This window comes from Stutzerimonas sp. LR2 (genome assembly GCF_055755175.1).
The window spans coordinates 114998-138585 of record NZ_JBVTRR010000004.1; the positions used below are offsets into that span (position 1 = coordinate 114998).

19 protein-coding genes are annotated in these 23588 nt (G+C 65.2%); 8 read left to right on the forward strand and 11 right to left on the reverse strand.

Annotated features, from left to right (window positions below):
* Positions 1-49: 49 nt before the first annotated feature.
* On the reverse strand, positions 50-1639 hold the full coding sequence (locus tag ACVRRC_RS15045) for an ABC-F family ATPase (protein WP_017244570.1): 1590 nt from the start codon (positions 1637-1639) through the stop codon (positions 50-52).
* 329 nt (positions 1640-1968) lie between these two features.
* On the opposite strand from ACVRRC_RS15045, the gene ACVRRC_RS15050 reads away from it, so the two are divergent.
* Complete coding sequence (locus ACVRRC_RS15050) at positions 1969-4080, forward strand: TonB-dependent siderophore receptor (protein WP_472997172.1); 2112 nt, start codon at positions 1969-1971, stop codon at positions 4078-4080.
* 15 nt (positions 4081-4095) lie between these two features.
* On the opposite strand, the gene ACVRRC_RS15055 is transcribed toward ACVRRC_RS15050, so the two are convergent.
* Complete coding sequence (locus tag ACVRRC_RS15055) at positions 4096-5073, reverse strand: TAXI family TRAP transporter solute-binding subunit (protein ID WP_472997173.1); 978 nt, start codon at positions 5071-5073, stop codon at positions 4096-4098.
* A 46-nt stretch (positions 5074-5119) separates the two neighbouring features.
* Positions 5120-6364, reverse strand: coding sequence for a D-amino acid dehydrogenase (locus tag ACVRRC_RS15060; RefSeq protein ID WP_472997175.1), 1245 nt, complete (start codon positions 6362-6364; stop codon positions 5120-5122).
* 117 nt (positions 6365-6481) lie between these two features.
* Between ACVRRC_RS15060 and ACVRRC_RS15065 the strand changes: the two genes are divergently transcribed.
* Together ACVRRC_RS15065 and zapE are read left to right on the forward strand one after the other, a co-directional pair.
* Positions 6482-7390, forward strand: coding sequence for a LysR family transcriptional regulator (locus ACVRRC_RS15065; protein WP_013982867.1), 909 nt, complete (start codon positions 6482-6484; stop codon positions 7388-7390).
* 32 nt (positions 7391-7422) lie between these two features.
* Positions 7423-8562 (forward strand): cell division protein ZapE, encoded by a 1140-nt coding sequence (gene zapE, locus ACVRRC_RS15070; RefSeq protein WP_193390130.1) that lies wholly within the window; start codon positions 7423-7425, stop codon positions 8560-8562.
* On the opposite strand, the gene ACVRRC_RS15075 is transcribed toward zapE, so the two are convergent.
* Positions 8550-8828, reverse strand: coding sequence for a peptidylprolyl isomerase (locus tag ACVRRC_RS15075; protein ID WP_011913333.1), 279 nt, complete (start codon positions 8826-8828; stop codon positions 8550-8552). The genes zapE and ACVRRC_RS15075 overlap by 13 nt on opposite strands.
* Positions 8829-9056: 228 nt before the next feature.
* On the opposite strand from ACVRRC_RS15075, the gene ACVRRC_RS15080 reads away from it, so the two are divergent.
* The 4 genes from ACVRRC_RS15080 (at position 9057) to gntR (ending at position 13621) form a co-directional block, all read left to right on the forward strand.
* The gene (locus tag ACVRRC_RS15080; RefSeq protein WP_049339188.1) at positions 9057-10136 is read left to right on the forward strand and encodes a gluconokinase, GntK/IdnK-type; all 1080 of its coding nucleotides are present in this window, start codon (positions 9057-9059) and stop codon (positions 10134-10136) included.
* A gap of 50 nt (positions 10137-10186) precedes the next feature.
* Positions 10187-11464: a TRAP transporter large permease gene (locus tag ACVRRC_RS15085; RefSeq protein WP_472997176.1), complete on the forward strand. Its 1278-nt coding sequence runs from the start codon at positions 10187-10189 to the stop codon at positions 11462-11464.
* A 61-nt stretch (positions 11465-11525) separates the two neighbouring features.
* Complete coding sequence (locus ACVRRC_RS15090) at positions 11526-12542, forward strand: TRAP transporter substrate-binding protein (protein ID WP_049339840.1); 1017 nt, start codon at positions 11526-11528, stop codon at positions 12540-12542.
* 59 nt (positions 12543-12601) lie between these two features.
* Positions 12602-13621, forward strand: coding sequence for an HTH-type transcriptional regulator GntR (gntR, locus tag ACVRRC_RS15095; RefSeq protein ID WP_014596756.1), 1020 nt, complete (start codon positions 12602-12604; stop codon positions 13619-13621).
* A 24-nt stretch (positions 13622-13645) separates the two neighbouring features.
* Here gntR and ACVRRC_RS15100 read toward each other — a convergent pair whose 3' ends face one another.
* A complete protein-coding gene (locus ACVRRC_RS15100) occupies positions 13646-14557 on the reverse strand; it encodes a LysR family transcriptional regulator (RefSeq protein ID WP_011913327.1) in 912 nt (303 codons plus the stop codon).
* A 146-nt stretch (positions 14558-14703) separates the two neighbouring features.
* On the opposite strand from ACVRRC_RS15100, the gene ACVRRC_RS15105 reads away from it, so the two are divergent.
* Positions 14704-15930 (forward strand): acyl-CoA dehydrogenase, encoded by a 1227-nt coding sequence (locus ACVRRC_RS15105; RefSeq protein WP_013982861.1) that lies wholly within the window; start codon positions 14704-14706, stop codon positions 15928-15930.
* A gap of 91 nt (positions 15931-16021) precedes the next feature.
* Here the strand turns inward: ACVRRC_RS15105 and xylB are convergent, their stop codons facing one another.
* The 6 genes from xylB to ACVRRC_RS15135 form a co-directional block, all read right to left on the reverse strand.
* On the reverse strand, positions 16022-17545 hold the full coding sequence (gene xylB / locus ACVRRC_RS15110) for a xylulokinase (RefSeq protein ID WP_049339841.1): 1524 nt from the start codon (positions 17543-17545) through the stop codon (positions 16022-16024).
* 10 nt (positions 17546-17555) lie between these two features.
* Complete coding sequence (locus ACVRRC_RS15115; RefSeq protein WP_472997177.1) at positions 17556-19034, reverse strand: mannitol dehydrogenase family protein; 1479 nt, start codon at positions 19032-19034, stop codon at positions 17556-17558.
* Positions 19035-19137: 103 nt separating this feature from the next.
* Positions 19138-20241, reverse strand: coding sequence for an ABC transporter ATP-binding protein (locus tag ACVRRC_RS15120; protein ID WP_472997178.1), 1104 nt, complete (start codon positions 20239-20241; stop codon positions 19138-19140).
* Positions 20242-20279: 38 nt separating this feature from the next.
* Positions 20280-21113 (reverse strand): carbohydrate ABC transporter permease, encoded by an 834-nt coding sequence (locus tag ACVRRC_RS15125; protein ID WP_011913322.1) that lies wholly within the window; start codon positions 21111-21113, stop codon positions 20280-20282.
* A gap of 10 nt (positions 21114-21123) precedes the next feature.
* The gene (locus ACVRRC_RS15130) at positions 21124-22068 is read right to left on the reverse strand and encodes a carbohydrate ABC transporter permease (protein WP_017244559.1); all 945 of its coding nucleotides are present in this window, start codon (positions 22066-22068) and stop codon (positions 21124-21126) included.
* Positions 22069-22150: 82 nt separating this feature from the next.
* On the reverse strand, positions 22151-23458 hold the full coding sequence (locus ACVRRC_RS15135; protein ID WP_472997179.1) for an ABC transporter substrate-binding protein: 1308 nt from the start codon (positions 23456-23458) through the stop codon (positions 22151-22153).
* Between the last annotated feature and the right edge of the window lie 130 nt (positions 23459-23588).

Genomic DNA, 23588 nt, shown 5'->3' on the forward strand with positions numbered 1-23588 from the left:
AAAAGCCCCGCTAGTGCGGGGCTTTTTTTTGGGGGGGCTGATTCGACGGTCAGACCTGTACGCCCTGGCTGCGCAGGTAGTCGTCGTAGCTGCCGCTGAAATCGGTGACGCCGTTTTCCGACAGTTCGATGATGCGTGTGGCCAGGGAGCTGACGAATTCGCGGTCATGGCTGACGAAGATCAGCGTGCCCGGATAGTTCTCCAGCGCCAGGTTCAGCGCCTCGATGGATTCCATGTCCAGGTGGTTGGTTGGTTCGTCCATCACCAGCACGTTGGGTTTCTTCAGGATCAGCTTGCCGAACAGCATGCGGCCTTGTTCACCACCGGAAATGACCTTGACCGATTTGTTGATCTCGTCGTTGGAGAACAGCATGCGGCCAAGGGTACCGCGTACCAGTTGTTCGCCGCCCTGGGTCCACTGGCCCATCCAGTCGAAGAGGGTGACGTCGTCCTCGAAGTCCTCGGCGTGGTCCTGGGCGAAATAGCCCACGTCGGCACTTTCGGTCCATTTCACTTCACCGGACATGGGTGGCAATTCACCGACCAGAGTGCGCAGCAGGGTGGTCTTGCCGATGCCGTTCGGACCGATGATGGCCACGCGCTCGCCGGCTTCGACCTGCAGATTCAGGTTCCGGAACAGCGGCGTGCCGTCATAGCCCTGGCTGACGCGCTCCAGCGTGACCGCCTGGCGATGCAGCTTCTTGTACTGCTCGAAACGGATGAACGGGCTGACGCGACTGGACGGCTTCACTTCGTCGAGCTGGATCTTGTCGATCAGCTTGGCGCGGCTGGTGGCCTGCTTGGCCTTGGAGGCGTTGGCCGAGAAGCGGCTGACGAAGGTCTGCAGTTCGGCGATCTGCGCCTTCTTCTTGGCGTTGTCCGACAGCAGACGTTCACGGGCCTGGGTCGCGGCGGTCATGTATTCGTCGTAGTTGCCCGGGAACAGCCGCAGCTCGCCATAATCCAGGTCGGCCATGTGGGTGCAGACGCTGTTGAGGAAGTGGCGGTCGTGGGAAATGATGATCATGGTGCTGTTGCGCGCCGTGAGAATCGATTCCAGCCAGCGGATGGTGTTGATGTCCAGGTGGTTGGTCGGTTCGTCCAGTAGCAGCACTTCCGGGTCGGAGAACAGCGCCTGGGCCAGCAATACGCGCAGCTTCCAGCCGGGCGCCACGGCACTCATCGGGCCGAAATGCTGATCGAGCGGGATGCCGAGGCCGAGCAGCAGCTCGCCGGCGCGCGATTCCGCGGTGTAGCCGTCGAACTCAGCGAATTGCACCTCCAGCTCGGCGACAGCCATGCCGTCTTCTTCGCTCATTTCCGGCAGCGAGTAGATGCGGTCGCGCTCGGCCTTCACCTTCCACAGCTCGGTGTGACCCATGATCACCGTGTCGATCACGCTGAAATCTTCATAGGCGAACTGATCCTGGCGCAGCTTGCCCAGACGCACGTTGGGCTCGAGCATCACCTGGCCGGCCGATGGCTCCAGCTCGCCACCGAGGATCTTCATGAAGGTCGACTTGCCGCAGCCGTTGGCGCCGATGAGACCGTAGCGGTTGCCGCCGCCGAATTTGACGGAGACGTTTTCGAACAGCGGCTTGGCACCGAACTGCATGGTGATGTTGGCGGTGGAGATCAAGGACTTACCTATCAATGTATGTGGCGGCGTGCATCGCCGATCCGGCAGCAATACTCGGCGCTCCAGCTCGCAGCGAAGGAGCTGGTGATCCTGCAGTGTGAGGAGTACGACAGCGACGGAGGCCGGCTGTCAGAACGAATGCGGGGATTGCGGCCGAGCGAAAGGCGCGCATTGTCGCATAGCTACGCCATCGGAGTAAGCTGGGCCGCACGCAGCGATCGAGGCATTGGCCTTTCGCGGCGAAGCAGATGCGAATCGTTCCATTGACAGCGCCAAGCCAAACGGACAGCATTGTTACGATATAACGTCGTTACCTTTGAGCATTAGGCATGAGTGAGAAAGTCGCGGTATTGAAGTGGGTGGGTGCCGGAGCGGCATTGATGCTGGCGGGTGCGCCGCTGGCGGGCGCGCAGGAGGCGGCGGTGCTGGATTCGGTCGTCATCACTGCCGATCAGGAACGTGCCGACGGACCGGTGCAGGGTTATCGCGCCAAGCGCACGCGCAGTGCCACCAGGACCGATACGCCCATCGAGGAAATACCGCAGTCGATCAGCGTCGTCCCGGCCTCGGTGCTGGATGACCTGGACAGCCCGCGAGTGGAAAGGGCGTTGGACTTCGCCGGGGGCGTTGCACGGCAGAACGACTTCGGCGGCCTTACGATGTACGAGTACAGCGTCCGCGGGCTGACCACCAGCGAGTTCTACAAGGATGGCTTCAGCGTCAACCGGGGCTACATGAACCCGCCGGACGCGGCGAGCATCGAACGTGTCGAGGTTCTCAAGGGACCGTCCGCCAGCCTGTACGGCCGTGGCGATCCGGGCGGCACCATCAACATCGTCAGCAAGCGGCCGCAGCTGGATAGCTTCGCCCGTCTCGACCTGAGCGCCGGGCGTTGGGATCGCTACCGCAGCGCGTTGGACGTGAACACGCCGCTGGATGAAGACGGCAACGTGCTGTACCGCATGAACATCGCCGTCGAAGACAACAAGAGTTTCCGCGACCATCGCGAATCCGAGCGGCAGTTCGTGGCGCCGTCCTTCAGCTGGGAGCTGAGCCCCGATACGCGGTTGCTGGTGCAGGCTGAGGTAGTGCGCAACCGGCAGACCTTCGACCGCGGGGTGGTCGCACCGGGCGGCAACCTGGGCCGGGTGTCCCGCTCGGCCTTCTATGGCGAACCCTCCGATGGTCCGATCAGCAACGACAACGAAACGCTGCAGGCCGAACTCGAACACGACCTCAACGAGGTCTGGACACTGCGCCTGGCCAGTCACTACAAGCAGGGGCGCATGGACGGCTATGCCACCGAAGCAGCGGCGGTCGCAGCAGACGGCCGAACGCTGTCGCGCAACTTGCGCTATCGCGACTATGACTGGCAGGACGCGATCACCCAACTGGAACTGCACGGCCGGGTGGACACCGGTTCGATCGAACATCAGCTGCTGATCGGCACCGAGTACGAACGCTATGCCTTGAGCGAATTCATGCTGCGTTCCGACAACCTGCGCAGTATCGACCTCTACAATCCCGTCTATGGCTCACCGCGACCGGCGTTCAATCCGGCCCGCACGGTCGATCGCAACGAGTTGGTGCACAACCGCGCACTGAATCTGCAGGACCAGATGCGTCTGACCGACAAGCTGTTCGGCGTGGTCGGGGCCCGTTACGATCATTACGAACAGCGCCTGGACAACGAGGTGAGCGGCCGGCGAGCCGAGCAGACGCACGAAAAGATCACGCCTCGGGTCGGCGTGCTCTACCAGCTGTTGCCGGAGGTCGGCTTGTTCGCCAACGCTTCGCAGTCGTTCAAACCGAATAACGGAGCCGCTGCCAGTGGCGCGACCTTCGATCCGGAAGAGGGCATGGGCTACGAGGCGGGCGTCAAACTCGACCTGTTCGATGGCCGTCTGGGCCTGACCGCCGCGGCATTCCACCTGACCAAGGAGAATGTGCTGACCAGCGATCCGGCCAACGATGGCTTCCAGATCGCTGCGGGCGAAGTTCGCAGCCGTGGTGTGGATCTGCAGCTCGCCGGCCAGCTCACCGACGCCATTCGAGTGATCGGCGCCTACGCCTACGTGGATGCGGAAGTGACCCGCGACAACACCCTGGCGCGCGGCAGTCGCCTGCTCAACGTGCCGCGCCACAGCGGCAGCCTGCTGACCACCTACGAGTTCCAGGATGGCGATCTGCGCGGTCTTTCCCTGGGCGGTGCGCTGAACTATGTGGGCGATCGGGCAGGGCAGGCCCTCAGCGACTTCGAACTGCCGTCCTACACCACGGTCGATCTGCTCGCGCGCTACCAGGCCACGCAGAACCTGACGCTGGGAGTCAACCTGAACAACGCCTTCGACCGTACCTACTACGAGCGCTCGTACAGCAACGTCTGGGTGATGCCGGGTGACCCGCGCAACCTCAGCTTGAGCCTGTCCCTGGCGCTCTGACGGCGGTCGGCTGCGTCACAGCCAGCCTTTTTCCCGGTAGTAACGTTCCGCGCCCTCGTGCAGGGGCGCGGTCAGGCCGACGCGGATCATGTCCTCGGCTTGAAGCTCGGCGAAGGCCGGATGCAGGCGCTTGAATCGTTCGAGGTTGTCGAACACCGACTTGACCAGCTGGTAGACGACTTCGGGGTCGGTCTTGCTGGTGGTGGCCAGAACCGCCTTGCCGCCGATCGAGGGGACCGCTTCATCGACACCCGGATAGAGCCCGCCGGGGATCGGTGCCGCGCTGTAGTAGTCGGCCTTGGCGAGCAGGGCGTCGATCGCCTCGCCCTCGACCGGGATGATCCGCGCCTTCACGTTCGTCAGTGCCTCCTGGATCGCACCACTGGGATGGCCCACCACATAGGTGATGGCGTCCAGGTTGTTGTCGCCCAGTGCCGAGGCCATCTCCGCGGGTTTGAGTTCGGCGGCCAGGGCGAAGCTGGCATTGCTCCAGCCTTTGGCCTTCATGACTTCCTCGAAGGTATCGCGGCTGCCGGAGCCGGGCACACCGATGTTCACGCGTTTGCCTTCCAGGCCATCCAGATCACGGATGCCGCTGTCCTCGCGCACCACCACGGTGAGAATTTCCGATTGCAGCGAGAACACCGCGCGTAGCTCGTCGACGGCACCGTCGTGGTCGAACGGGGCCAGGCCTTGCAAGGCCTTGTGCTGATGGTCGGACTGGATGAAACCGAAATCGTACTCACCTTTCTGCAACGCCACGATGTTGGTCACGCTGCCGGCGGTGGAGGGTGCGTTGCACTTGATGGCCGGCTTCACCTCCGCGCGATTGAGGAAGCGGCACACCGACTGGCCGGCGGTGTAGTACACGCCGGTCTGGCCGCCGGTGCCGATGGTGACGAAACGCTCCTGGGCGAGCGCGCCTGGGCTCGTCATCGCCAGCGCGCCTGCCAGGGTGATGCCGAACAGGCCGATACGGATCTGGTGGTTCATCGTGGTTCCCTCTTGTTGGTTTAGTCGGAACGGTACGGCTGTGAGGTCAGCAGGTTAGGCTCAGCCCCTGCAGCGAAACCGCTGGCGGCGAACCGCCGATTTCGCTGGCGAGCAGGTCGGCGCTGCCGCAGGCGAGCGTGAAGCCCAGGCTGCCATGGCCGACGTTGAGCCAGAGATTATCGATGCCGCTGCGGCCGATGAGCGGCGTGCCCTCCGGTGTGGCCGGGCGCAGACCTGCCCATTGGCGGGCGTGCCGGTAGTCCCCCGCGTCGGGGAAGGTCGCGCCAGCCAGGCGCTGCAGCGTCGCGATGCGTTTGTGGTCGAGTGCGCTGTCCCAGCCGCCGATATCCACCATGGCCGCGACGCGCAGCTGATCGTCCAGGCGGGCATAGACGACCTTGTTGTCGTAATCGGTGACGTTGGTCTGCGGCACCTGGCTCCGTTCGCCCAGCGGCAGGGTCAGGCTGTAGCCCTTGAGCGGATAGATCGGCAGATCGATGCCCAGGGGCCGCAGCAGCCCGACGCTGGATGTTCCGGCGGCGATCACCACATGATCGACGGTGATCTCCTCCCGGCCGATACGCACGGCACGCACGCTGCGACCGTCGCTGGGCAGCGCGTCCACCGCCTGCCCGGTGTGCAGGCGGAACGCTGGCGTGGACCGCAGCCGCTGCAGCAGCTGGTGGCAGAACCGTTGGCAATCGGCGACCTCGTCACCTGGCGAGTAGATGCCGCCCTGCAATGCGGCGCTCAGTGGCGCCAGTGCAGGTTCGATCTCCACACATTGAGCCGCATCCAGCAGCCGTTGACCGGACCGCTCATCCAGCGCCGCAGCGCCTTTGGCGAGGCTTGCCCGATCACGGTAGATCACCAGCTTGCCGTTGGCGCGCCAGGCGAAGCCGTCCAATCGGTCCTCCTCGCGCCAGCTGCGCAGAACCTGTTGGCTGTGCAGGGCCAGGCGCAGCAGATGAGCGGCGTTGCGGCGGTTGACCGAGCGCCGGCAGGCCACCAGGAAGCGCAGGCACCAGCGCCATTGCCGCAGGCTCGCCCGCGGACTGAAGCGCAGGGGCGCCGTCTGCCCGCGCAACATCCAGCCCAGTGCCTGCAGCGGCACGCCGGCATCGGCCAGGGGCGAGACGTAGCGATAGCTCAGCTGGCCGCCGTTCGCGAAGCTGGTTTCCAGACCCACGTCGTCACGCCGTTCGATCAGCTCGACCGAGTGCCCTTGGCGCACCAGAGAATAAGCGGTGGCCAGCCCGATGACGCCGCCGCCGACGACTGCAACACGCATGCACTGCTCCTCGTATTCGATCAGCGCAGCCTAGGCGCCAGCCAGCGAGGCGGCCAATGAAAGGATGGAGGCCAGCCATAACCTGCGGTTATGCTCGGGGCTGGAGGAGGGCCGCACATGCGTCTGCGTCATATCGAACTGTTCCAGGCGATTCTGCAAACCGGCAGCCTCACTGCCGCGGCCGAGCTGCTGCATATCTCCCAGCCGGCGGCGAGCAAGATTCTCAAGCATGCCGAGCAGCAGCTCGGCTTCGCCCTGTTCGATCGGGTGCGCGGCAAACTGCAGCCCACCGCCGAGGCGCGACTGCTGCAGCAGCAGACCGAGCGCCTCGCCATCGACCTGCAGAACCTGCGCCGCCTGGCGGACAATCTCGGGCGAGGCGACGCCCGAGCCCTGCGTCTGATTTGTACCCCCGCACTGGCCCAGGCGCTGCTGCCGATGGCCTTGCAGCGCTGGCGCGAGCGTTTTCCGCGCACCGCCTGCCAGCTCGCCACTCAGCACACTGTGGAGATCGTCGAGGCCTTGCTGCTACGCGAGGCGGACCTCGGCCTGACGCTGCAGGCAGTGGAACACCCCGGCCTGTGCAGCTGCATGCTCACCGAAGGACGCATGCGGGTGATTGCGCCGCCCGGGTGCTGGGCGCAAGAGGAGCTGGACACGCCAGTCCGGTTGCAGGCGCTGGCGGGCCGGGCGCTGATCGGCCTGGATACCCGCGATGCCCTTGGCAGCCTGCTGCGGGGGCATCTCGAAGAGCTCGACCCACCGCCGCGCGTGGTCACCTGGGTGCAGACCTATCAGCTGGCGCGCCAGCTGGTATCGGCGGGGCAGGGCGTGGCCCTGGTCGATCCATTCACCGCGCTGGCGACCGATGGCGGCGAGGTGCAGACGCGTTTGCTAGAGCCCGCCATCAGCGTGCCGCTCTATGCCCTTACCCGGGTGCACGAGCAGCCGCTGCCGGCGCAGGCAATGCTGCTCGATGCACTCGGCGAGCAGGCCGCGCGATTGCTACAGGCCGAGCATGCCTGAGCGAGGGCCGTTACCATGAGCGCTTTGCGCCGATGACCATGCACGACGATTCCCCGCTGCAACGTTACCAGCAGGCCCTTGCGCAGGGTGGCTTTGTGCGGGATCCCGCGCAGCAGCGCGCCGCGCAACTGCTCGAGGCCTGCCACCAGGCGTTGCGTTGCGCTGACGGCGCGCCGTCCGGGGTCTACCTGTGGGGCCCGGTCGGCCGTGGCAAGACCTGGCTGATGGACATCTTCCACGCTTGCGTTCCCGTGCCTGCGCGCCGCCAGCACTTTCACCACTTCATGCGCTGGGTACATGTTCGGCTGTACCAGCTCAATGGCACGGCCGATCCGTTGCAGGCGCTGGCGAAAGGGCTTTCGGAGGAAATTCGCGTGCTGTGCTTCGACGAGTTGTTCGTCGGCGACATCGGCGACGCGATCATCCTCGGTCGGCTGTTCCAGGTGCTCTTCGAGCACGGCGTGGTAGTCGTCGCCACCTCCAACCAGCCACCGGAGCAGCTGTACGCCGATGGCTTCAATCGCGAACGTTTTCTGCCGGCCATCGATGCCATCGTTCGGCACATGCAGGTGCTGAGCGTGGACGGGGACACCGATCACCGCCTGCATCCGGGTGCTGCGCAGCGGCGCTACTGGGTCGCCGCGCCCGGAGCTGCCTCGGCGCTGGCGGCCGTGTTCGCCAGCCTGGCCGGAGGCCCTGGCAGCGGCGAGCCGCTATCCCTGGGCCGTCGCCCCCTGGCGGTGGTGCGCCATGACCAAGCGGTGCTCTGGTGTCGCTTCGCCGACCTTTGCGAACAGCCGTTCTCGGCGCTGGACTTCATCGAGCTGTGCGATCGCTTCACCGCCATACTGATCAGTGATGTACCGCGTCTGGGTGGCGCGCCGCGGGAAGGACGCATCGCCCGTGGCACCGAGGATGCGGCGACGCGAGTGGTCGCCGGAGACCGCCAGCTGCCGACGCTCGCCGCCCGGGACGATGCGGTGCGGCGCTTCATCGCCCTGGTCGACGAGTGCTACGACCGGCGGATTCCGCTGTATATCGAAGCCGAGGTGGCCCTGGACGAGCTGTATACCGAGGGGTATCTGGCGTTCCCGTTCCGCCGCACGCTGAGCCGGCTGCGGGAGATGCAGCTGCAGCGCTTCGGCCACGGGCATCTGAGTCAGTCGCGGTAGAACACCTGCACCAGGTGATAGCCGAACTGGCTCTTTACCGGGCCATGCACCTCACGCAGCGGCTTCTTGAAGATCACCTGATCGATGCTGCGCACCATCTGCCCAGGGCGCACTTCGCCGAGGTCGCCGCCTTTCTTGCCGGACGGGCAGGTCGAATACTTGCGGGCCAGCACGTCGAACGCCTCGCCGTTAGCCAGGCGCTTCTTCAGCTGCGCGGCTTCGGCTTCGGTCTTGACCAGAATGTGGCGGGCCATGGCTTTGGGCATGTCGCTGTCCTCATGCATTGAGGGGCGCGATTGTAGTCGCCTTGCCGCGCTTGTCGATCGTCCAGCCGTTGCGCTGTCGGCACTGGGTCTGGTCAGGCGCGACGAGCGGTAGTTTTATCTGTATGTTTGATAGCGCTAACATCCGGCCAAACAAGCACAACAACGACGGATTTCTTCATGCCTTCAAAGCAGCCTTCCCGGGCTACCGCGTTGCCGGTCCTGGTTGTCATGGGCGTCAGCGGTTCGGGCAAGACCGATACCAGCCACGCCGTCGCCGACGCGCTCGGCCTGCCGCACATCGAGGCGGATAACTTTCACCCTGCGGAAAACGTCGCGCGCATGCGTGCCGGTACACCGTTGTCCGATACCGACCGCGTGCAATGGCTGCACGCCCTGGTCGGCGAGATGCAGCGCACGCTCGATAGCGGCAGTGGCTTCGTCCTGGCCTGCTCGGCGCTCAAGCGCAGCTATCGTGAGCTCTTGCGCAGTGCCGTCCCGGGACTGCGCTTCGCCCATCTGGCCATCGATTACGACACCGCGGTGCAGCGCGTCGGTGCGCGACCGGGGCACTTCATGCCGATCTCCCTGGTCGACAGCCAGTTCGCCACCCTCGAATCGCCCGAGGGTGAGCCAGGCGTGTTGACCGTCGATGCCAGTCAGCCCCGCGACGTGGTGTTGCTGCAAATCGTCGAATGGATGCGCGGCGCCGATCTGGATGAACTGATCGAGTCCCGCGTCGATCTTTCCGCGCGTCCGTTTGATAGCGCTACCACGGCGCCACCGCTGACCAATGCGCCGATCTACAGCGGCGCGTTGGCGCAGCGTTTCGACCTCCTGACCGACTGGCTGATGGCCGCGCTGATGGCCTTCATGGTCATCGTGGTGTTTTCCAGCGTGGTGCTGCGTTACGCCTTTGGCACCGGCTGGACGGGTGCCGAGGAACTGTCACGGCTGGCATTCGTCTGGCTGGTTTTCGTCGGCGTCGCTTCGAGCATGCGCCGCGGCGAGCTGATGAGCTTCGCCATGCTGCGTGACCGTTTCCCTCATCTGCTGCGCCGGCTGGTCGACTCGCTGAGCTGGCTGCTGGTGGCGAGCGCGAGTTGTCTGGCGGCCTGGGGCGGATGGAACCAGATGCAGTTCGGCTGGACCATCAACAGCCCGGTGGTCGGTTACCCGCTGGGCCTGGCAATGCTGCCGGTAGCGGCGAGCATGCTTGCCATGGCTGTACTGGCGCTGGTGCAGCTGGTGAATGTCTGGCGGCGCGACCAGCCGGCGGCAGCAGCCACCGCGAACATCACGGCGGACTGAGCGATGCCGCATTCAGAACAATACGGGCACTGCCCAACCGAGGACCTTTCATGACCGTCGTCGTCTTCCTCTCTTCGTTGCTGGGCTTCATGACGCTTGGCATGCCCATCGCCTTCGCACTGCTGCTCACCGGCTCGGTGCTGATGTGGTACCTGGATTTCTGGGACGTGCAGCTGCTCGCGCAGAACCTGCAGGCTGGCGCCGACAGCTTCCCGCTGCTGGCTGTGCCGTTCTTCATCCTGGCCGGCGAGCTGATGAATGCGGGCGGCATCTCACGGCGCATCATCGCCATGGCGCAGGCCTATTTCGGCCACAAGCGTGGCGGCTTGGGTTACGTGGCGATTGCCGCTTCGGTGCTGTTGGCCAGCATGTCCGGCTCGGCATTGGCCGATACCGCCGCGCTGGCGACGCTGCTGCTGCCGATGATGCGCGAGCGCGGCTACCCGCTGAGTTCGTCGTCGGGCCTGGTGGCGGCGGGCGGGATCATCGCCCCGATCATTCCGCCGTCGATGCCGTTCGTGATCTACGGCGTGGTGACCGGCACGTCGATCAGCCAGCTGTTTCTGGCCGGCATGGTGCCGGGGCTGATCATGGGCATGGGCCTGATCGTCGCCTGGACGCTGATCGCCCGGCGGATCGACGAACCGAAGCAGGAAAAGGCCAGCGGTGCCGTGCGCCGCCGCGTGCTGGTCGATGGGGCGGCGGCGCTGATGCTGCCGGTGATCATCGTCGGCGGCCTGCGCGGCGGGCTGTTCACCCCGACCGAAGCCGCCGTGGTCGCCGCGGTCTACGCGCTGGCGGTCTCGACCCTGCTGTATCGCGAACTGACCTGGGCCGGGCTGGTCGAGGTGCTCACGCGTGCCAGCCGCACCACGGCGTCGGTGATGTTTCTCTGCGCCGCGGCGACGGTATCGGCGTACATGATCACCCTGGCCCAGCTGCCCGACGAGATCGCGGCGATGCTCGGTCCGCTGGCGCAGGACCCGAAGCTGCTGATGGTCGCCATCATGCTGCTGATGATCGCCGTCGGCATGGTGCTGGACCTGACCCCGACCATTCTGATCCTCGGTCCGGTGCTGGCGCCGATCGCGATCAAGGCCGGCATCGATCCGGTGTATTTCGGCGTGATGTTCGTGCTGATCGGTTCCATCGGGCTGATCACCCCGCCGGTAGGCACCGTGCTCAACGTGGTCGGCGGCATCGGCCGGCTGCGCATGGAAACCCTGGTGCGGGGCGTGATGCCGTTCTTCCTCGTCTACCTGATGATCGTCGGACTGCTCATAGCCGTGCCCTCGATCATCACCGTACCCCTGGCCTGGCTGCGGTAACGCCGGTCGTGCAACTCCAACGACACACCCAACAGCCCAACAACAAGAAAGGTACCGCTCCATGAAACGACTCATCATCAGCACCCTGACCGCCGCATTGCTCGGCAGCACACTCGGCCTCGGCCAGGTCCACGCCGCGGACGACATCCGCCCGCGCATGATCCGCTTCGGCTACGGCCTCAACGAAGACAGCAACCAGGGCAGGGCAGTGAAACTGCTCGCCGAAGAGGTGGCCAAGGCTTCGGACGGCAAGCTGAAAGTGCGTACGTTTGGTTCGGCCAGCCTCGGCTCGGACGACCAGATGCAGAACGCGCTGATCGGCGGCGCACAGGAAATGATGGTTGGCTCGACCGCGACGCTGGTTGGCATCACCAAGGAAATGGCGGTGTGGGACACGCCGTTTCTCTTCACCGATCCTGGCCAGGCCGATCAGGTACTGGACGGGCCGGTGGGTCGGCAGATCATGGACAAGCTCGAGGAAAAGGGGCTGGTCGGGTTGGTCTACTGGGAGAATGGCTTTCGCAACGTGACCAACAGCGCGCGGCCAATCGAGAAGTTCGAGGACTTCAATGGCATCAAACTGCGCGTGATGCCCAATCCGGTGTTCATCGACACCTTCAAGCGCATGGGCGCCAATGCGGTGCCGCTGCCGTTCTCCGAGCTGTTCACTGCGCTGGAAACCAAGGCGGTGGACGGCCAGGAAAACCCCTACAACACCATCCTGTCCTCCAAGTTCTATGAAGTGCAGAAGTTCCTCAGCGTGACCAATCACGTCTACAGCCCCTGGATCGTCACGGCGTCCAAGCGCTGGTGGGACGGGCTCTCGGAAACCGAGCAGGGCATCATCATGGCGGCGGCCCAGAAGGCGCGTGATGCCGAGCGCGAGGACACCCGTCGCGAGGCGAGCCAGGCCCTGGCGGCGCTGAAGGAGCACGGCATGCAGATCAACGAGGTCAGCCCGGAGGAGATCCAGCGCATGCGCGAACAGGCGCAGCCGGCGATCCAGACGGTGATCGACGCCGTCGGCCAGGAGCTGTTCGACCAGGTCCAGGCCGAAGTCGAAAAGGCCGCGCGCTAGGAGCCGATCGGCTCCTGCCCGCTGCTAGAATCCGCCGCTTTCGACCCATGGGATTGCGCATGACCACACGCCGTCGCCGCTCCGCCGAGCGGGTAACCCTGTCCGATGTCGCACGCAACGCCGGCTGCTCGCTGATGTCGGCATCCCGCGCGTTGTCACAACCGGAGCTGGTTTCCGATGCATTGCGTGAGCGGGTCGAGCAGGCGGTCAAGGCGCTCGGCTATGTGCCGCACCCCGCGGCGCGCAGCCTGGCCAGTTCGCGCTCCAACCTGGTGGCGGTGATCATCCCCTCGCTGTCCAACGCCGTGTTCGTCGATACCGTCGAGGCCATCCAGCGGGTGCTGATGCCGGCGGGCTACGAAATGATGATTGGCGTCAGCCACTATCGGCCCGAGGAGGATGAACGCCTGCTGCGCGCGTACCTGGCCCATCAGCCGGCCGGACTGCTGCTCACCGGTTTCGAGCGCAGCGAGGCGGCGCGGGCAGTGCTGGCCAGCTACACGGCGCCACGGGTCACGCTGATGGAGCTGAGCGATCAGGCGGACAGCTATTGCGTCGGCTTCTCGCAATTGCAGGCCGGCGCGGCGATGACCCGCACGCTGCTCGAGCGCGGCTATCGTCACGTTGCGTTCGCCGCGGCGCAGCTGGACCCGCGCACCCTGCAGCGCGCCGAAGGCTATCGCCAGGCAATGCGCGAGGCCGGGCGTTATGAGCCGACCCTGGAGCTGCTGACGCCGCAGCTGTCATCCATCGGTCTGGGTGCCGAGCTGCTGGATCGGCTGCTGGCGCAGCATCCGCAGATCGACGCGGTGTTCTTCAACAACGACGACCTGGCCCTCGGTGCGCTGTTTCGTGCCCATCAGCTGGGGCTCGAAGTGCCGGGGCGGCTGGCGATCGCCGGCTTCAACGACCTACCGGCGGCGGCCTGGATGCATCCGGCGCTGAGCACGGTACGCACCCGGCGTGGCGAGATCGGCGAACTCGCGGCGCAGATGCTGCTGAGCCTGATGCGAGGTCAGCAGCCGGCCGAGCGCTGTATCGACGTGGGCTTCGAAGTGGTGATGCGCGACAGCGCCTGAGGCGGGCTTTCACCCGCCAGGGAATCAGAGATCCTGCTGCGCCGTGACCTGCTGGGCGATCTCGATCATCTGCTCGCGCATCCAGCGGTTGGCCGGGTCCTGATCGGTGCTTTCATGCCAGTAGATGTGGGTTTCCAGCGGCATGATGTCCACCGGCAGATCGACCTGGTGCAGGTTGTGCCGCCGGGCGAAACGCTCGGGAACGGTCACCGCCATGTCGGTCTGGTCGATCACCTGGGTCGCCATCAGGTAGTGCTGCGAGCGCAGGGCGATCTTGCGCTGCAGGCCCATCTTGCCCAATGCCAGGTCCACCAGACCGAGCCCGCTGCGGCGGCTGGAAATGTGGATGTGCGACAGCGACAGGTATTGCTCCAGGGTGAGCTTGTCCTTGGCCAGCGGGTGGCCGCGGCGCATGGCGCAGATGTAACGGTCTTCCAGCAGCTTGACGTGACGCACCTGCGGGTCGGTGTTGAGTGGAGCATCCATGGCGAAGTCCAGGCGGCCGGCGGCCAGTTCCTTGGTCGTCTCGCGGCGCTTGGCCAGCATGCTCTCGATCTTCACGTTCGGTGCCAGGCGGCGCAGGCGCTGGAACAGCGGCGGCAGCATCACCGCCTCGGTGAGGTCGGTCATGCTGATGCGGAACGTCTTGTTTGCCTGCGCCGGGCTGAAGGTGCGGCTTTCCTGCACCGATACCCGCAGCAGCTGCAGCGCATTGCGCACCGGGCCGATGATGTTCTGCGCCATCGGCGTCGGCACCATGCCCTGGGCGGTGCGCACGAACAGCGGATCGTTGAACGTCTCGCGCAAGCGGGCAAGGGCGTTGGAAACAGCGGGCTGGGTGATGCCGACGATCTGCCCGGCACGGGTCAGGTTGGCCTCGGTGTAGATGGCATCGAAGACGATGAAAAGATTCAGATCGACCTTGTTCAGGTTCATTGTTGTGCTCTCCGGCGAGTATCGGAATTCGCCGATCATATATCGGTGATGAATGTTTATACACGAGGAAAATAGCTTCGATAAATCGCTGGGCCTCCTCTAGCATTCAAAACTACAAAACATTACCTGCCAGAAGGTTGTCGCCCATGAATTTCGCCTACTCCCCGAAGGTTCAAGAGCTGAGAGAGCGCGTGCAAGCGTTCATGGATGCTCATGTCTATCCCGCCGAAAAGGTGTTCTACCAGCAGGTCGCCGAGGGTGACCGCTGGCAGCCGACCGCTATCGTCGAGGAGCTCAAGGCCAAGGCCAAGGCAGAGGGGCTGTGGAATCTGTTCCTGCCGGAATCGGAACTGGGCGCCGGCCTGACCAACACCGAATACGCACCGCTGGCGGAAATCATGGGCAGCTCGGGCCTCGGCCCGGAAGCGTTCAACTGCTCGGCGCCGGATACCGGCAACATGGAAGTGCTGGTGCGCTACGGCAGCGAGGCGCAGAAGCGCGAGTGGCTGGAACCGTTGCTGCGCGGCGAAATCCGTTCGGCCTTCGGCATGACCGAGCCCGGCGTGGCTTCGTCCGACGCCACCAACATGGAAGCCCGCGCGGTGCGCGAGGGTGACGAGTGGGTCATCAACGGTCGCAAGTGGTGGACCTCCGGCGCCTGCGACCCGCGCTGCAAGATCATGATCTTCATGGGTCTGACCAACCCGGATGCACCGCGGCACGCCCAGCACTCGATGATTCTGGTGCCGATGGATACTCCCGGCGTGAAGGTGCTGCGTCCGCTGCCGGTGTTCGGCTACGACGACGCCCCGCACGGCCACGCGGAAGTGCTGCTGGAAAACGTGCGGGTACCGTACGAGAACGTCATCCTCGGTGAAGGCCGCGGCTTCGAGATCGCCCAGGGGCGTCTCGGCCCGGGCCGCATCCACCACTGCATGCGCTCGATCGGTGTCGCGGAACGCGCACTGAAGCTGATGTGCGAACGTGCCGTCAGCCGTACCGCCTTCGGCAAGCCGCTGGCCCGGCTGGGCGCGAACTTCGACCACATCGCCGAGTGCCGCATCGAGATCAACATGGCGCGCCTGCTGACACTGAACGCGGCGTACATGATGGACACCGTGGGTAACAAGATCGCCGCCAGCGAGATCGCGCAGATCAAGGTGGTCGCACCCAACGTCGCGCTGAAGGTCATCGACCGCGCCATCCAGATTCACGGTGGCGCCGGGGTTTCCGAGGACTTCCCGCTGGCGCACTGGTGGGCGATGCAGCGTACCCTGCGCCTGGCCGATGGCCCGGATGAGGTGCACCGGGTGGCCATCGCCCGTCACGAGCTGGGCAAGTACGTGCCGCGTGAGGCGCTGCGCAGCCGCTGAGGCGTCGTCCCGGGGAGAGGACCAAAGGCAAAGCCACACACCGTGGCTTTGCCTTTTTTATGGCCGTTGGCCTGTAATCGAGCGCTACGCCTCAGGAGGCGACCGGCGTCAGCTCCGGCGGTGTCTGCCCGCCGTAGGTGCTCGCCACCAGCTGCCGATAGCGCCGATAGGCCTGCTCATAGGCCCGGACCGACTCGGTGACTGGCGCGACCGCGGTGTCTTCGTCCAGGCTGACGCAGCGCGAGCAGATGGCTTGGAGGCTGGCTTCGGGATCCTGCTGTCGCGCATGGCACCATGCCGCCTGGATCGCGCCGCCCAGCGCCGCGGCCTCGCTGTGGCGGGTGCAGACCACCGGCGTGGCCATCAGGTCGGCGACGATCTGTCGCCATAGCGGGTTCTTCGCGCCACCACCGATCAGCTGGATCCGCTCGCTGCGAATGCCGCTTTCGCGCAGCAGGTCCAGCCCGTAGCGCAGGCCGAAGGTCACGCCTTCGAGCACGGCGCGGCAGAGGTTGGCGCGGCTCAGGTTGTCGGCGGTCAGACCGTGCAGGCTGGCGCTGGCCTGGGGCAGGGCGGGGACGCGCTCGCCGTTTAGAAAGGGCAGCATGGTGACACCCTCGCAGCCGATCGGCGCTTGTGCCACCAGCGCGTTGAACGTCTCCAGGTCCAGCTCCAGCAGCCCGCGCATCGCCGCGTTGGCATTGGTCAGGTTCATGGTGCAGATCAGCGGCAGCCAGCCCCCGCTGGACGAGCAGAAGGTAGCCACCGCCGGCTGCGGGCTGATACGGGGTTCGCCGGAAAAGGCGTAGAGCGTGCCGGAGGTGCCCAGGCTCATGGTGATGGCGCCGGGGCGGATATTGCCGGTACCGATGGCGCCCATCATGTTGTCGCCACCGCCGCTTGCCACCATGGCCTGCGGATTGAGCCCCAACCGGGCAGCCAGTTCGGGCCGGATGCGGCCGACCGGCTGGTGGGACTCGATCAGCTCGGGCAGCGCGGCCTCCAGACGGCCGTCGGCATCGATATGGCGCAGGATGTCGGGTGCCCATTGCCGCGCGCGCACGTCGAAATAGCCGGTGCCGGAGGCATCGCCGTATTCGCTCGCGCACCGTCCGGTCAGCCAGTAGTTGAGGTAGTCGTGGGGCAGCAGGATATGGGCGATGCGTGCGAACAGCGCGGGGTGCTGCTCCTTCATCCACAGCAGCTTGGAAACCGTGTAGCCCGGCGCGATGACGATACCGAGGCGCTGCAGCGAACCCTGTTCACCGCCCAGCCAGTCGAGCAGGCGCTGATTCTCCGCAGCCGACTCCGTGTCGCACCACAGCTTGGCCGGGCGCAAGACGCGGCCCGCGGCATCGAGCGTGACCAGTCCATGCTGCTGCCCGGAGACACCAATGCCCAGCACGGCGCCGCCGTCGACCCCGGCCTCGGCCAGAGCTGCCGCGGTAGCGCTGGCGAAAGTGGCGGTCCACTGCCCGGTGTCCTGCTCGCGCCGGCCGTTGGGCCCGCTGATCAGATCGTGGCCGGCCGAGCCCTGGCCGAGCACGCGTCCGCTGCTGGCGTCGAGCAACAGCGCCTTGGTGCCCTGAGTACCGCAATCGATCCCGAGAAACATGCCGGGTCCCTCACTGCGTCAGCAACAGATCAAGGGTGCCGCTCACCCCCAGCGTGCGCAGCCGCAGCAGGTTGCGCTCGAAGGCATCGCGGAAGGCGAGCGAACGCGGAATCTGCGTGCCGAAGATTTCCTCGCGCCCCAGCAGGCGTTCGGTGAGATCGTCGTCCTCCGCGACGAGCGACTGGCAGAAATCCGCGCGCGGATCGGGGATGCGGTACCGCTCGCCGTTTTCATCGACGCCCCGCAGATACAGCGCCCAGGCGGCGACCACCAGGGCGGCCCGGTCCAGGGCGGCCTTATCGGCAATCAGGCGGTTGATGGTCGGCACGGTGAACTTGGGAAACTTCGACGAGCCGTCGGAGCACACCCGCTCCAGCTGGTCGGCAATGGCGCAGTTGGAGAAGCGCTCGATCAGGGTCTGCTTGTAGCGGGCGAGATCGATGCCTGGCACGGGAGCCAGTTGCGGAGTGACGTCCTCGTCCATGTAGCGGCGGATGTACTCGGCGAACAGCGGATCGGCCATGGTTTCGTGGACGAAGCGATAACCGCGCAGGAAGCCCAGGTAGGTCAGCGCGAGGTGGCTGCCGTTGAGCAGCTTGATCTTCATCTCCTCATAGGGCGAAACGTCGTCGGTGAACTGCACGCCGACCTTTTCCCAGGCCGGCCGACCGGCGACAAAGCGGTCTTCCAGTACCCATTGCACGAAGGGTTCGCAGACCACCGGCCAGGCGTCATCGAGGCCGTGCTGACGCTTGAGGTCTTGGCGATGCGCCGTGCTGGTCATGGGCGTGATGCGGTCGACCATGGCGTTGGGAAAGCTGACGTTGCGCTCGATCCAGCGGGCCAGGTCGGGGTCGACCAGGCCGGCGAACGCCAGCGTGGCCTTGCGGGTCACGTCGCCGTTGTGGGGGAGGTTGTCGCAGGACATCACCGTGAAGGGGCCGACACCGTCGCCGCGGCGCTTGGCCAGCGCCGCGCAGAGCAGACCGAACACGCTGACCGGACGGCGCGGGTGCTGCAGGTCGTGTTGAATCTGGGGCAGTTGCGCATTGAACTGGCCGGTGCTGTCGTCCAGGCAATAGCCGCCCTCGGTGATGGTCAGCGAGACGATGCGAATCGCCGGATCGGCCAGGCGAGCAACCACCGCCTCGGAACCATCCTCGTCCACCAGCAGCATGTCGCGAATGCTGCCGATCACCCGGACCTCGGTGTCAGGCCGGTCGTCGAGCTCGACCAGGGTGTAGAGATAGTCCTGCGCGGCCAGCGCGTCGCGCATCGAGCGTTCCTCGGCGCGTGTGCCGATGCCGCAGATGCCCCATTCCAGACCCTCGCCGGTGTTCATCAGCGCATCGGTGTAGGCCGCCTGGTGGGCGCGGTGAAAGCCGCCCACGCCGATGTGGGCGATGCCGGTGGAGACCTCGGCCAGGCAGTAGTCGGGTCGCGCGATAGGGGCCGGCAGCTGTGGCAGATTCGCTTCTTTCAACTTCATCTCGGGCCTCGCTGGGCTTGAATGTGGAAAAGCCGGGGGCGGGATCGCTGCCTTTACGGGCGCAGCGAGCTGCCGTTGGAAGAGCTGGGCGCGACGTCGGGTGTCAGGCCACCTGCTGGAGCGACTGGCCGACCGCCTGACCGCTACTGTCGAAGAGGTGGCAATGGGCGGCCTCCAGCGTCAGCGACAGCGACTCGCCGTAGCGCGGGGTGAAGTCGCCACGAATGCGCATGGTCAGCTGCTCGCCGTTGCCGGTGACGACGTGGCAATAGGTGTCGCTGCCCAGCCGTTCACTGACGTCGGCCTTCACGGTCAACTGGCAGGTGCCTTCGCTGCCACGGTTGAGGTGCTCCGGGCGGATGCCGAGGGTGACCGGATCGCCCGCCTTCAGCGTGGCGCCGCTCACCGGCAGGAACAGGCGACAACCGGCGTCGAGCTCGACTTCGCAGCCGCTGGCTTCGACACGGCTTGCGCGGCCGTTGAGAAAGCCCATCTTCGGCGTGCCGAGAAAGCCCGCGACGAAGAGGTTGGCCGGATGGTGATAGAGCTCCATGGGCGAGCCGACCTGCTCGATGCGCCCGCCGTTGAGCACCACCACCTTGTCGGCCAGGGTCATGGCCTCGACCTGATCATGGGTCACGTAGATCATCGTGGCCTGCAGTTCCTGGTGCAGGCGCGAAAGCTCCAGGCGCATCTGTACACGCAGCGCGGCATCGAGGTTGGACAGCGGCTCATCGAAGAGAAACACCTTGGGGTTGCGCACGATGGCGCGGCCGATGGCGACGCGCTGGCGCTGGCCGCCGGAGAGCTGGCGTGGCTTGCGTTCGAGCAGCGGTTCCAGCTCCAGGGTGCGCGCGGCCGCTTCGATCTTGCGGGCAACCTCCTGTTTGTCGGCACCGGCCAGGTCCAGGGCGAAGGACATGTTCTTGCGCACCGTCATGTGCGGGTAGAGCGCATAGGTCTGGAACACCATGGCAAGGTCGCGCTTGGCCGGGCTGACATCGGTGATGTCGCGCCCGTCCAGTTCGATCCGCCCGCTGCTGACCTCCTCGAGCCCGGCGATCAGGCGCAGCAGGGTGGACTTGCCACAGCCGGAGGGGCCGACGAAGACGACGAATTCGCGGTCGCGGATGTCCAGGTCGATGCCCTTGATGATCTCGTTGCCTTCGAAGCCTTTCTTCAGATTGTGGATCTTCAGGTCTGCCATGTTCGAATCCTCAGTTGTTCTTGGTTGTCAGGCGGCGCTCATTTCACGGCGCCGAACGACAGGCCGCGCACCAGCTGCTTCTGGCTGATCCAGCCGAAGATCAGGATGGGGGCGCAGGCGAGGGTGGAGACAGCCGAGAGCTTGGCCCAGAACAGGCCTTCGGGGCTGGAGTAGGAGGCGATCAGCGCGGTCAGCGGCGCGGCGTTGGACGAGGTCAGGTTCAGCGACCAGAAGGCTTCGTTCCAGCACAGGATCAGCGACAGCAACATGGTCGAGGCGAGCCCGCCCTTGCTGATCGGCAGGAGCACGCGAAGCATCTCCTGCAGCAGCGTGGCACCGTCCATGCGGGCCGCTTCGAGGATGTCGCGGGGGATGTCCTTGAAGTAGGTGTAGATCATCCACACGAGGATCGGCAGGTTGATCAGCGTGTAGATGATGATCAGCACCGCGCGGCTGTCGAGCAGGCCGAACTGCTTGGCCAAGAGGTAGATCGGCACCAGCACGCCCACCGGCGGCAGCATCTTGGTCGAGAGCATCCAGAGCAGCGTGCCCTTGGTGCGCTTGGTCTCGTAGAAGGCCATCGAATACGCGGCGGGAATGGCGATCAGCATGCCCAGGGCGGTCGCGCCGAAGGAAATGGTCACCGAGTTCCAGGCGTACTTGAAGTAGCCGCTGCGGTCCTGGATGTGCAGGTAGTTTTCCAGCGTCGGCGTGAAGATGAACTGCGGCGGCGTGGCGAAGGCGTCGATCTCGGTCTTCAGGCTGGTCAGCAGCATCCAGAAGATCGGGAAGAACAGCAGCAGCGCCACGGCCCAGGCGAACAGCCCGACCACCAGGGTGTTGAGGCGGCGACTTTGTTTGAGCGTCAGCATCGGTCTGTCCTCAATATTTCTCGGTGAGATTCTTGCCGAGCATCCGCACCAGGATGATCGCCGCGATGTTGGCGATCACCACCGCGATCAGGCCGCCGGCCGAGGCCATGCCGACATCGAACTGCAGCAGTGCCTGGTTGTAGATCAGGTACGCGAGGTTGGTGGATGCGTAGCCGGGACCACCGCTGGTGGTGGTGAAGATCTCGGCGAATACCGAAAGCAGGAAAATGGTCTCGATCATCACCACCACGGCGATGGGCCGGGCCAGGTGGGGTAAGGTCAGGTGCCAGAAGATGGCGATGGGGCCGGCACCATCGAGGCGGGCGGCTTCCTTCTGTTCCTGATCGAGGGACTGCATGGCCGTCATCAGGATCAGGATCGCGAAGGGCAGCCACTGCCAGGACACGATGATCACGATGGACGCCAGCGGATGCTGTGCGAGCCAGTCCACCGGCTGTGCGCCGAAGAACTTCCATACCGCCGCGAGAATGCCCGAGACCGGGTGATAGATGAGGTTCTTCCAGACCAGGGCGCTGACGGTCGGCATGATGAAGAACGGCGAGATCAGCAGCACGCGGACGATCCCGCGCCCGGCGAAGTCCGCTGCCTCCAGCAATGCCGAGATGAGCACACCGAGTACCACGCTGATCAGCAGCACGCTGCCGACCAGGATCAGGGTGTTGGTCATGCCCGGGATGAAGCCGGCATCGGTCAGGAAGTAGTGGAAGTTCTCCAGCCCGACGAAATCCTTTTCGCCCGGATAGAGCAGGTTGTAGCGCACGAGCGAGAAGTACAGGGTCATCGCCAGTGGTACCAGCATCCACAGCAGCAACAGCGCGACCGAAGGGCTGACCAGGAACCAGCTCGGGGCCAACCTCGGCCGGCGGCGCTCGGCAGGTTGTGGTGATGCGTTGCTCGCAGGGGCCTTGGGCAAGGCAGTCGTGGTGGTCGCCATGATGATGCTCCGGCTGAAGAGGGGCCGATGAGGGCTCGCGGAGCCCTCGCGGGTTTACGCCTTCACGGGACGTGCGGCTGGTCTACTTGGGATAACCGGCGCGTTTCATTTCGCGGGTGGTCGACTGCTGCACCGCGGTAAGCATCTGCTCGACCGGCATCTGCCCGGTCAGCGCGGCGGAGAACATCTTGCCGACCTGGGTACCGATGGCCTGGAACTCAGGGATGGTGACCAGCTGGATACCGACGTAGGGCACCGGCTTGGCCGATGGTGAGGCGGGATCGGCCTGCTTGAGCGACTCCAGGGTGATCTCCGCGAACGGCGCGGCCGCCATGTATTGCTCGTTGTAGGTGGACTCGCGCGTGCCCGGCGGCACGTTGGCGACGCCATCGGTCTCGGCGACGAGCTTGGCGTAGTCCTTGGAAGTCGCCCAGGCGGTGAAGGCCTTGGCGGCATCCTTCTGCTGGGAGCTGGTCGGGATCGCCAGTGCCCAGGAGTACAGCCAGGCCGAGCCCTTGTCGGTGGTCTCCTGCGGTGCGAAGGTGAAACCGACCTTGTCGGCGACCTTGCTCTGCGATTCATCGGTCACGAAGGAGCCGGCAACGGTCGCATCGACCCACATGGCGCATTTGCCGCTGTTGAACAGCGCCAGGTTTTCGTTGAAGCCATTGCTGGAGGCACCGGGCGGGCCGTATTGGCTGAGCAGGTCGACATAGAACCTGGCCGCCTTGGTCCATTCGGGGCCGTCGAATTCGGGTTGCCACTTCTCATCGAACCAGCGCGCGCCGAAGGCGTTGGCGACGGTGGTGACCAGCGCCATGTTCTCGCCCCAGCCGGCCTTGCCGCGCAGGCAGATGCCGTACTGGTCCTCGCCAGGCTTGTGCAGCTTCTCGGCGAACTCGGCCATCTGGGTCCAGGTGGGGTGTTCGGGCATTTGCAGGCCGGCCTGTTCGAACAGGTCGGTGCGGTAGTAGGTCATCGAGCTTTCGGCATAGAAGGGCAGCGCGTAGAGGGTGCCATCGACCGAAAGGCCTTCGCGAACCGAGGGGAATACGTCGTCCAGGTCGTAGTCGTCAGGGAGGTCGGTCATCGGAGCGAGCCAACCCTTGTCGCCCCACAGCGAGGCTTCGTACATACCGATGGTCAGCACGTCGAACTGCCCACCGTTGGTGGCGATGTCGGTGGTCAGGCGCTGACGCAGGACGTTTTCCTCCAGCACCACCCAGTTGAGCTTGATGTCGGGGTGCTGCCGTTCGAAGGTCTTGGAGAGGCGCTGCATGCGGATCATGTCCGCGTTGTTGACGGTGGAGACGGTGAGGGTTTCGGCGGCCTGGGCCATGCCGAGCGAGGCGATGCAGGCGGTGCCGAGCAGCAAGTGGAATGCTTTCATTCGTGGACTCCCCTCCAGGCCGGAACCTGAAGCAGTTATTGTTTTTGTTGTTGCCCGCGTACTGCGCTACGAGCGTCTCGTGGGCATTACAGCGCCCGAAGTGGCAGCGCGACAAAGCCGTGACTGCACT

What these genes read in the sequence shown, in the direction of transcription:
- ACVRRC_RS15050 (WP_472997172.1), top strand. Translation starts at nt 1,969, where the DNA reads ATGAGTGAGAAAGTCGCGGTATTGAAGTGGGTGGGTGCCGGAGCGGCA.
- ACVRRC_RS15055 (WP_472997173.1), bottom strand. Translation starts at nt 5,073, where the DNA reads ATGAACCACCAGATCCGTATCGGCCTGTTCGGCATCACCCTGGCAGGC.
- ACVRRC_RS15060 (WP_472997175.1), bottom strand. Translation starts at nt 6,364, where the DNA reads ATGCGTGTTGCAGTCGTCGGCGGCGGCGTCATCGGGCTGGCCACCGCT.
- ACVRRC_RS15065 (WP_013982867.1), top strand. Translation starts at nt 6,482, where the DNA reads ATGCGTCTGCGTCATATCGAACTGTTCCAGGCGATTCTGCAAACCGGC.
- zapE (WP_193390130.1), top strand. Translation starts at nt 7,423, where the DNA reads ATGACCATGCACGACGATTCCCCGCTGCAACGTTACCAGCAGGCCCTT.
- ACVRRC_RS15075 (WP_011913333.1), bottom strand. Translation starts at nt 8,828, where the DNA reads ATGCCCAAAGCCATGGCCCGCCACATTCTGGTCAAGACCGAAGCCGAA.
- ACVRRC_RS15080 (WP_049339188.1), top strand. Translation starts at nt 9,057, where the DNA reads ATGGGCGTCAGCGGTTCGGGCAAGACCGATACCAGCCACGCCGTCGCC.
- ACVRRC_RS15085 (WP_472997176.1), top strand. Translation starts at nt 10,187, where the DNA reads ATGACCGTCGTCGTCTTCCTCTCTTCGTTGCTGGGCTTCATGACGCTT.
- ACVRRC_RS15090 (WP_049339840.1), top strand. Translation starts at nt 11,526, where the DNA reads ATGAAACGACTCATCATCAGCACCCTGACCGCCGCATTGCTCGGCAGC.
- gntR (WP_014596756.1), top strand. Translation starts at nt 12,602, where the DNA reads ATGACCACACGCCGTCGCCGCTCCGCCGAGCGGGTAACCCTGTCCGAT.
- ACVRRC_RS15100 (WP_011913327.1), bottom strand. Translation starts at nt 14,557, where the DNA reads ATGAACCTGAACAAGGTCGATCTGAATCTTTTCATCGTCTTCGATGCC.
- ACVRRC_RS15105 (WP_013982861.1), top strand. Translation starts at nt 14,704, where the DNA reads ATGAATTTCGCCTACTCCCCGAAGGTTCAAGAGCTGAGAGAGCGCGTG.
- xylB (WP_049339841.1), bottom strand. Translation starts at nt 17,545, where the DNA reads ATGTTTCTCGGGATCGATTGCGGTACTCAGGGCACCAAGGCGCTGTTG.
- ACVRRC_RS15115 (WP_472997177.1), bottom strand. Translation starts at nt 19,034, where the DNA reads ATGAAGTTGAAAGAAGCGAATCTGCCACAGCTGCCGGCCCCTATCGCG.
- ACVRRC_RS15120 (WP_472997178.1), bottom strand. Translation starts at nt 20,241, where the DNA reads ATGGCAGACCTGAAGATCCACAATCTGAAGAAAGGCTTCGAAGGCAAC.
- ACVRRC_RS15125 (WP_011913322.1), bottom strand. Translation starts at nt 21,113, where the DNA reads ATGCTGACGCTCAAACAAAGTCGCCGCCTCAACACCCTGGTGGTCGGG.
- ACVRRC_RS15130 (WP_017244559.1), bottom strand. Translation starts at nt 22,068, where the DNA reads ATGGCGACCACCACGACTGCCTTGCCCAAGGCCCCTGCGAGCAACGCA.
- ACVRRC_RS15135 (WP_472997179.1), bottom strand. Translation starts at nt 23,458, where the DNA reads ATGAAAGCATTCCACTTGCTGCTCGGCACCGCCTGCATCGCCTCGCTC.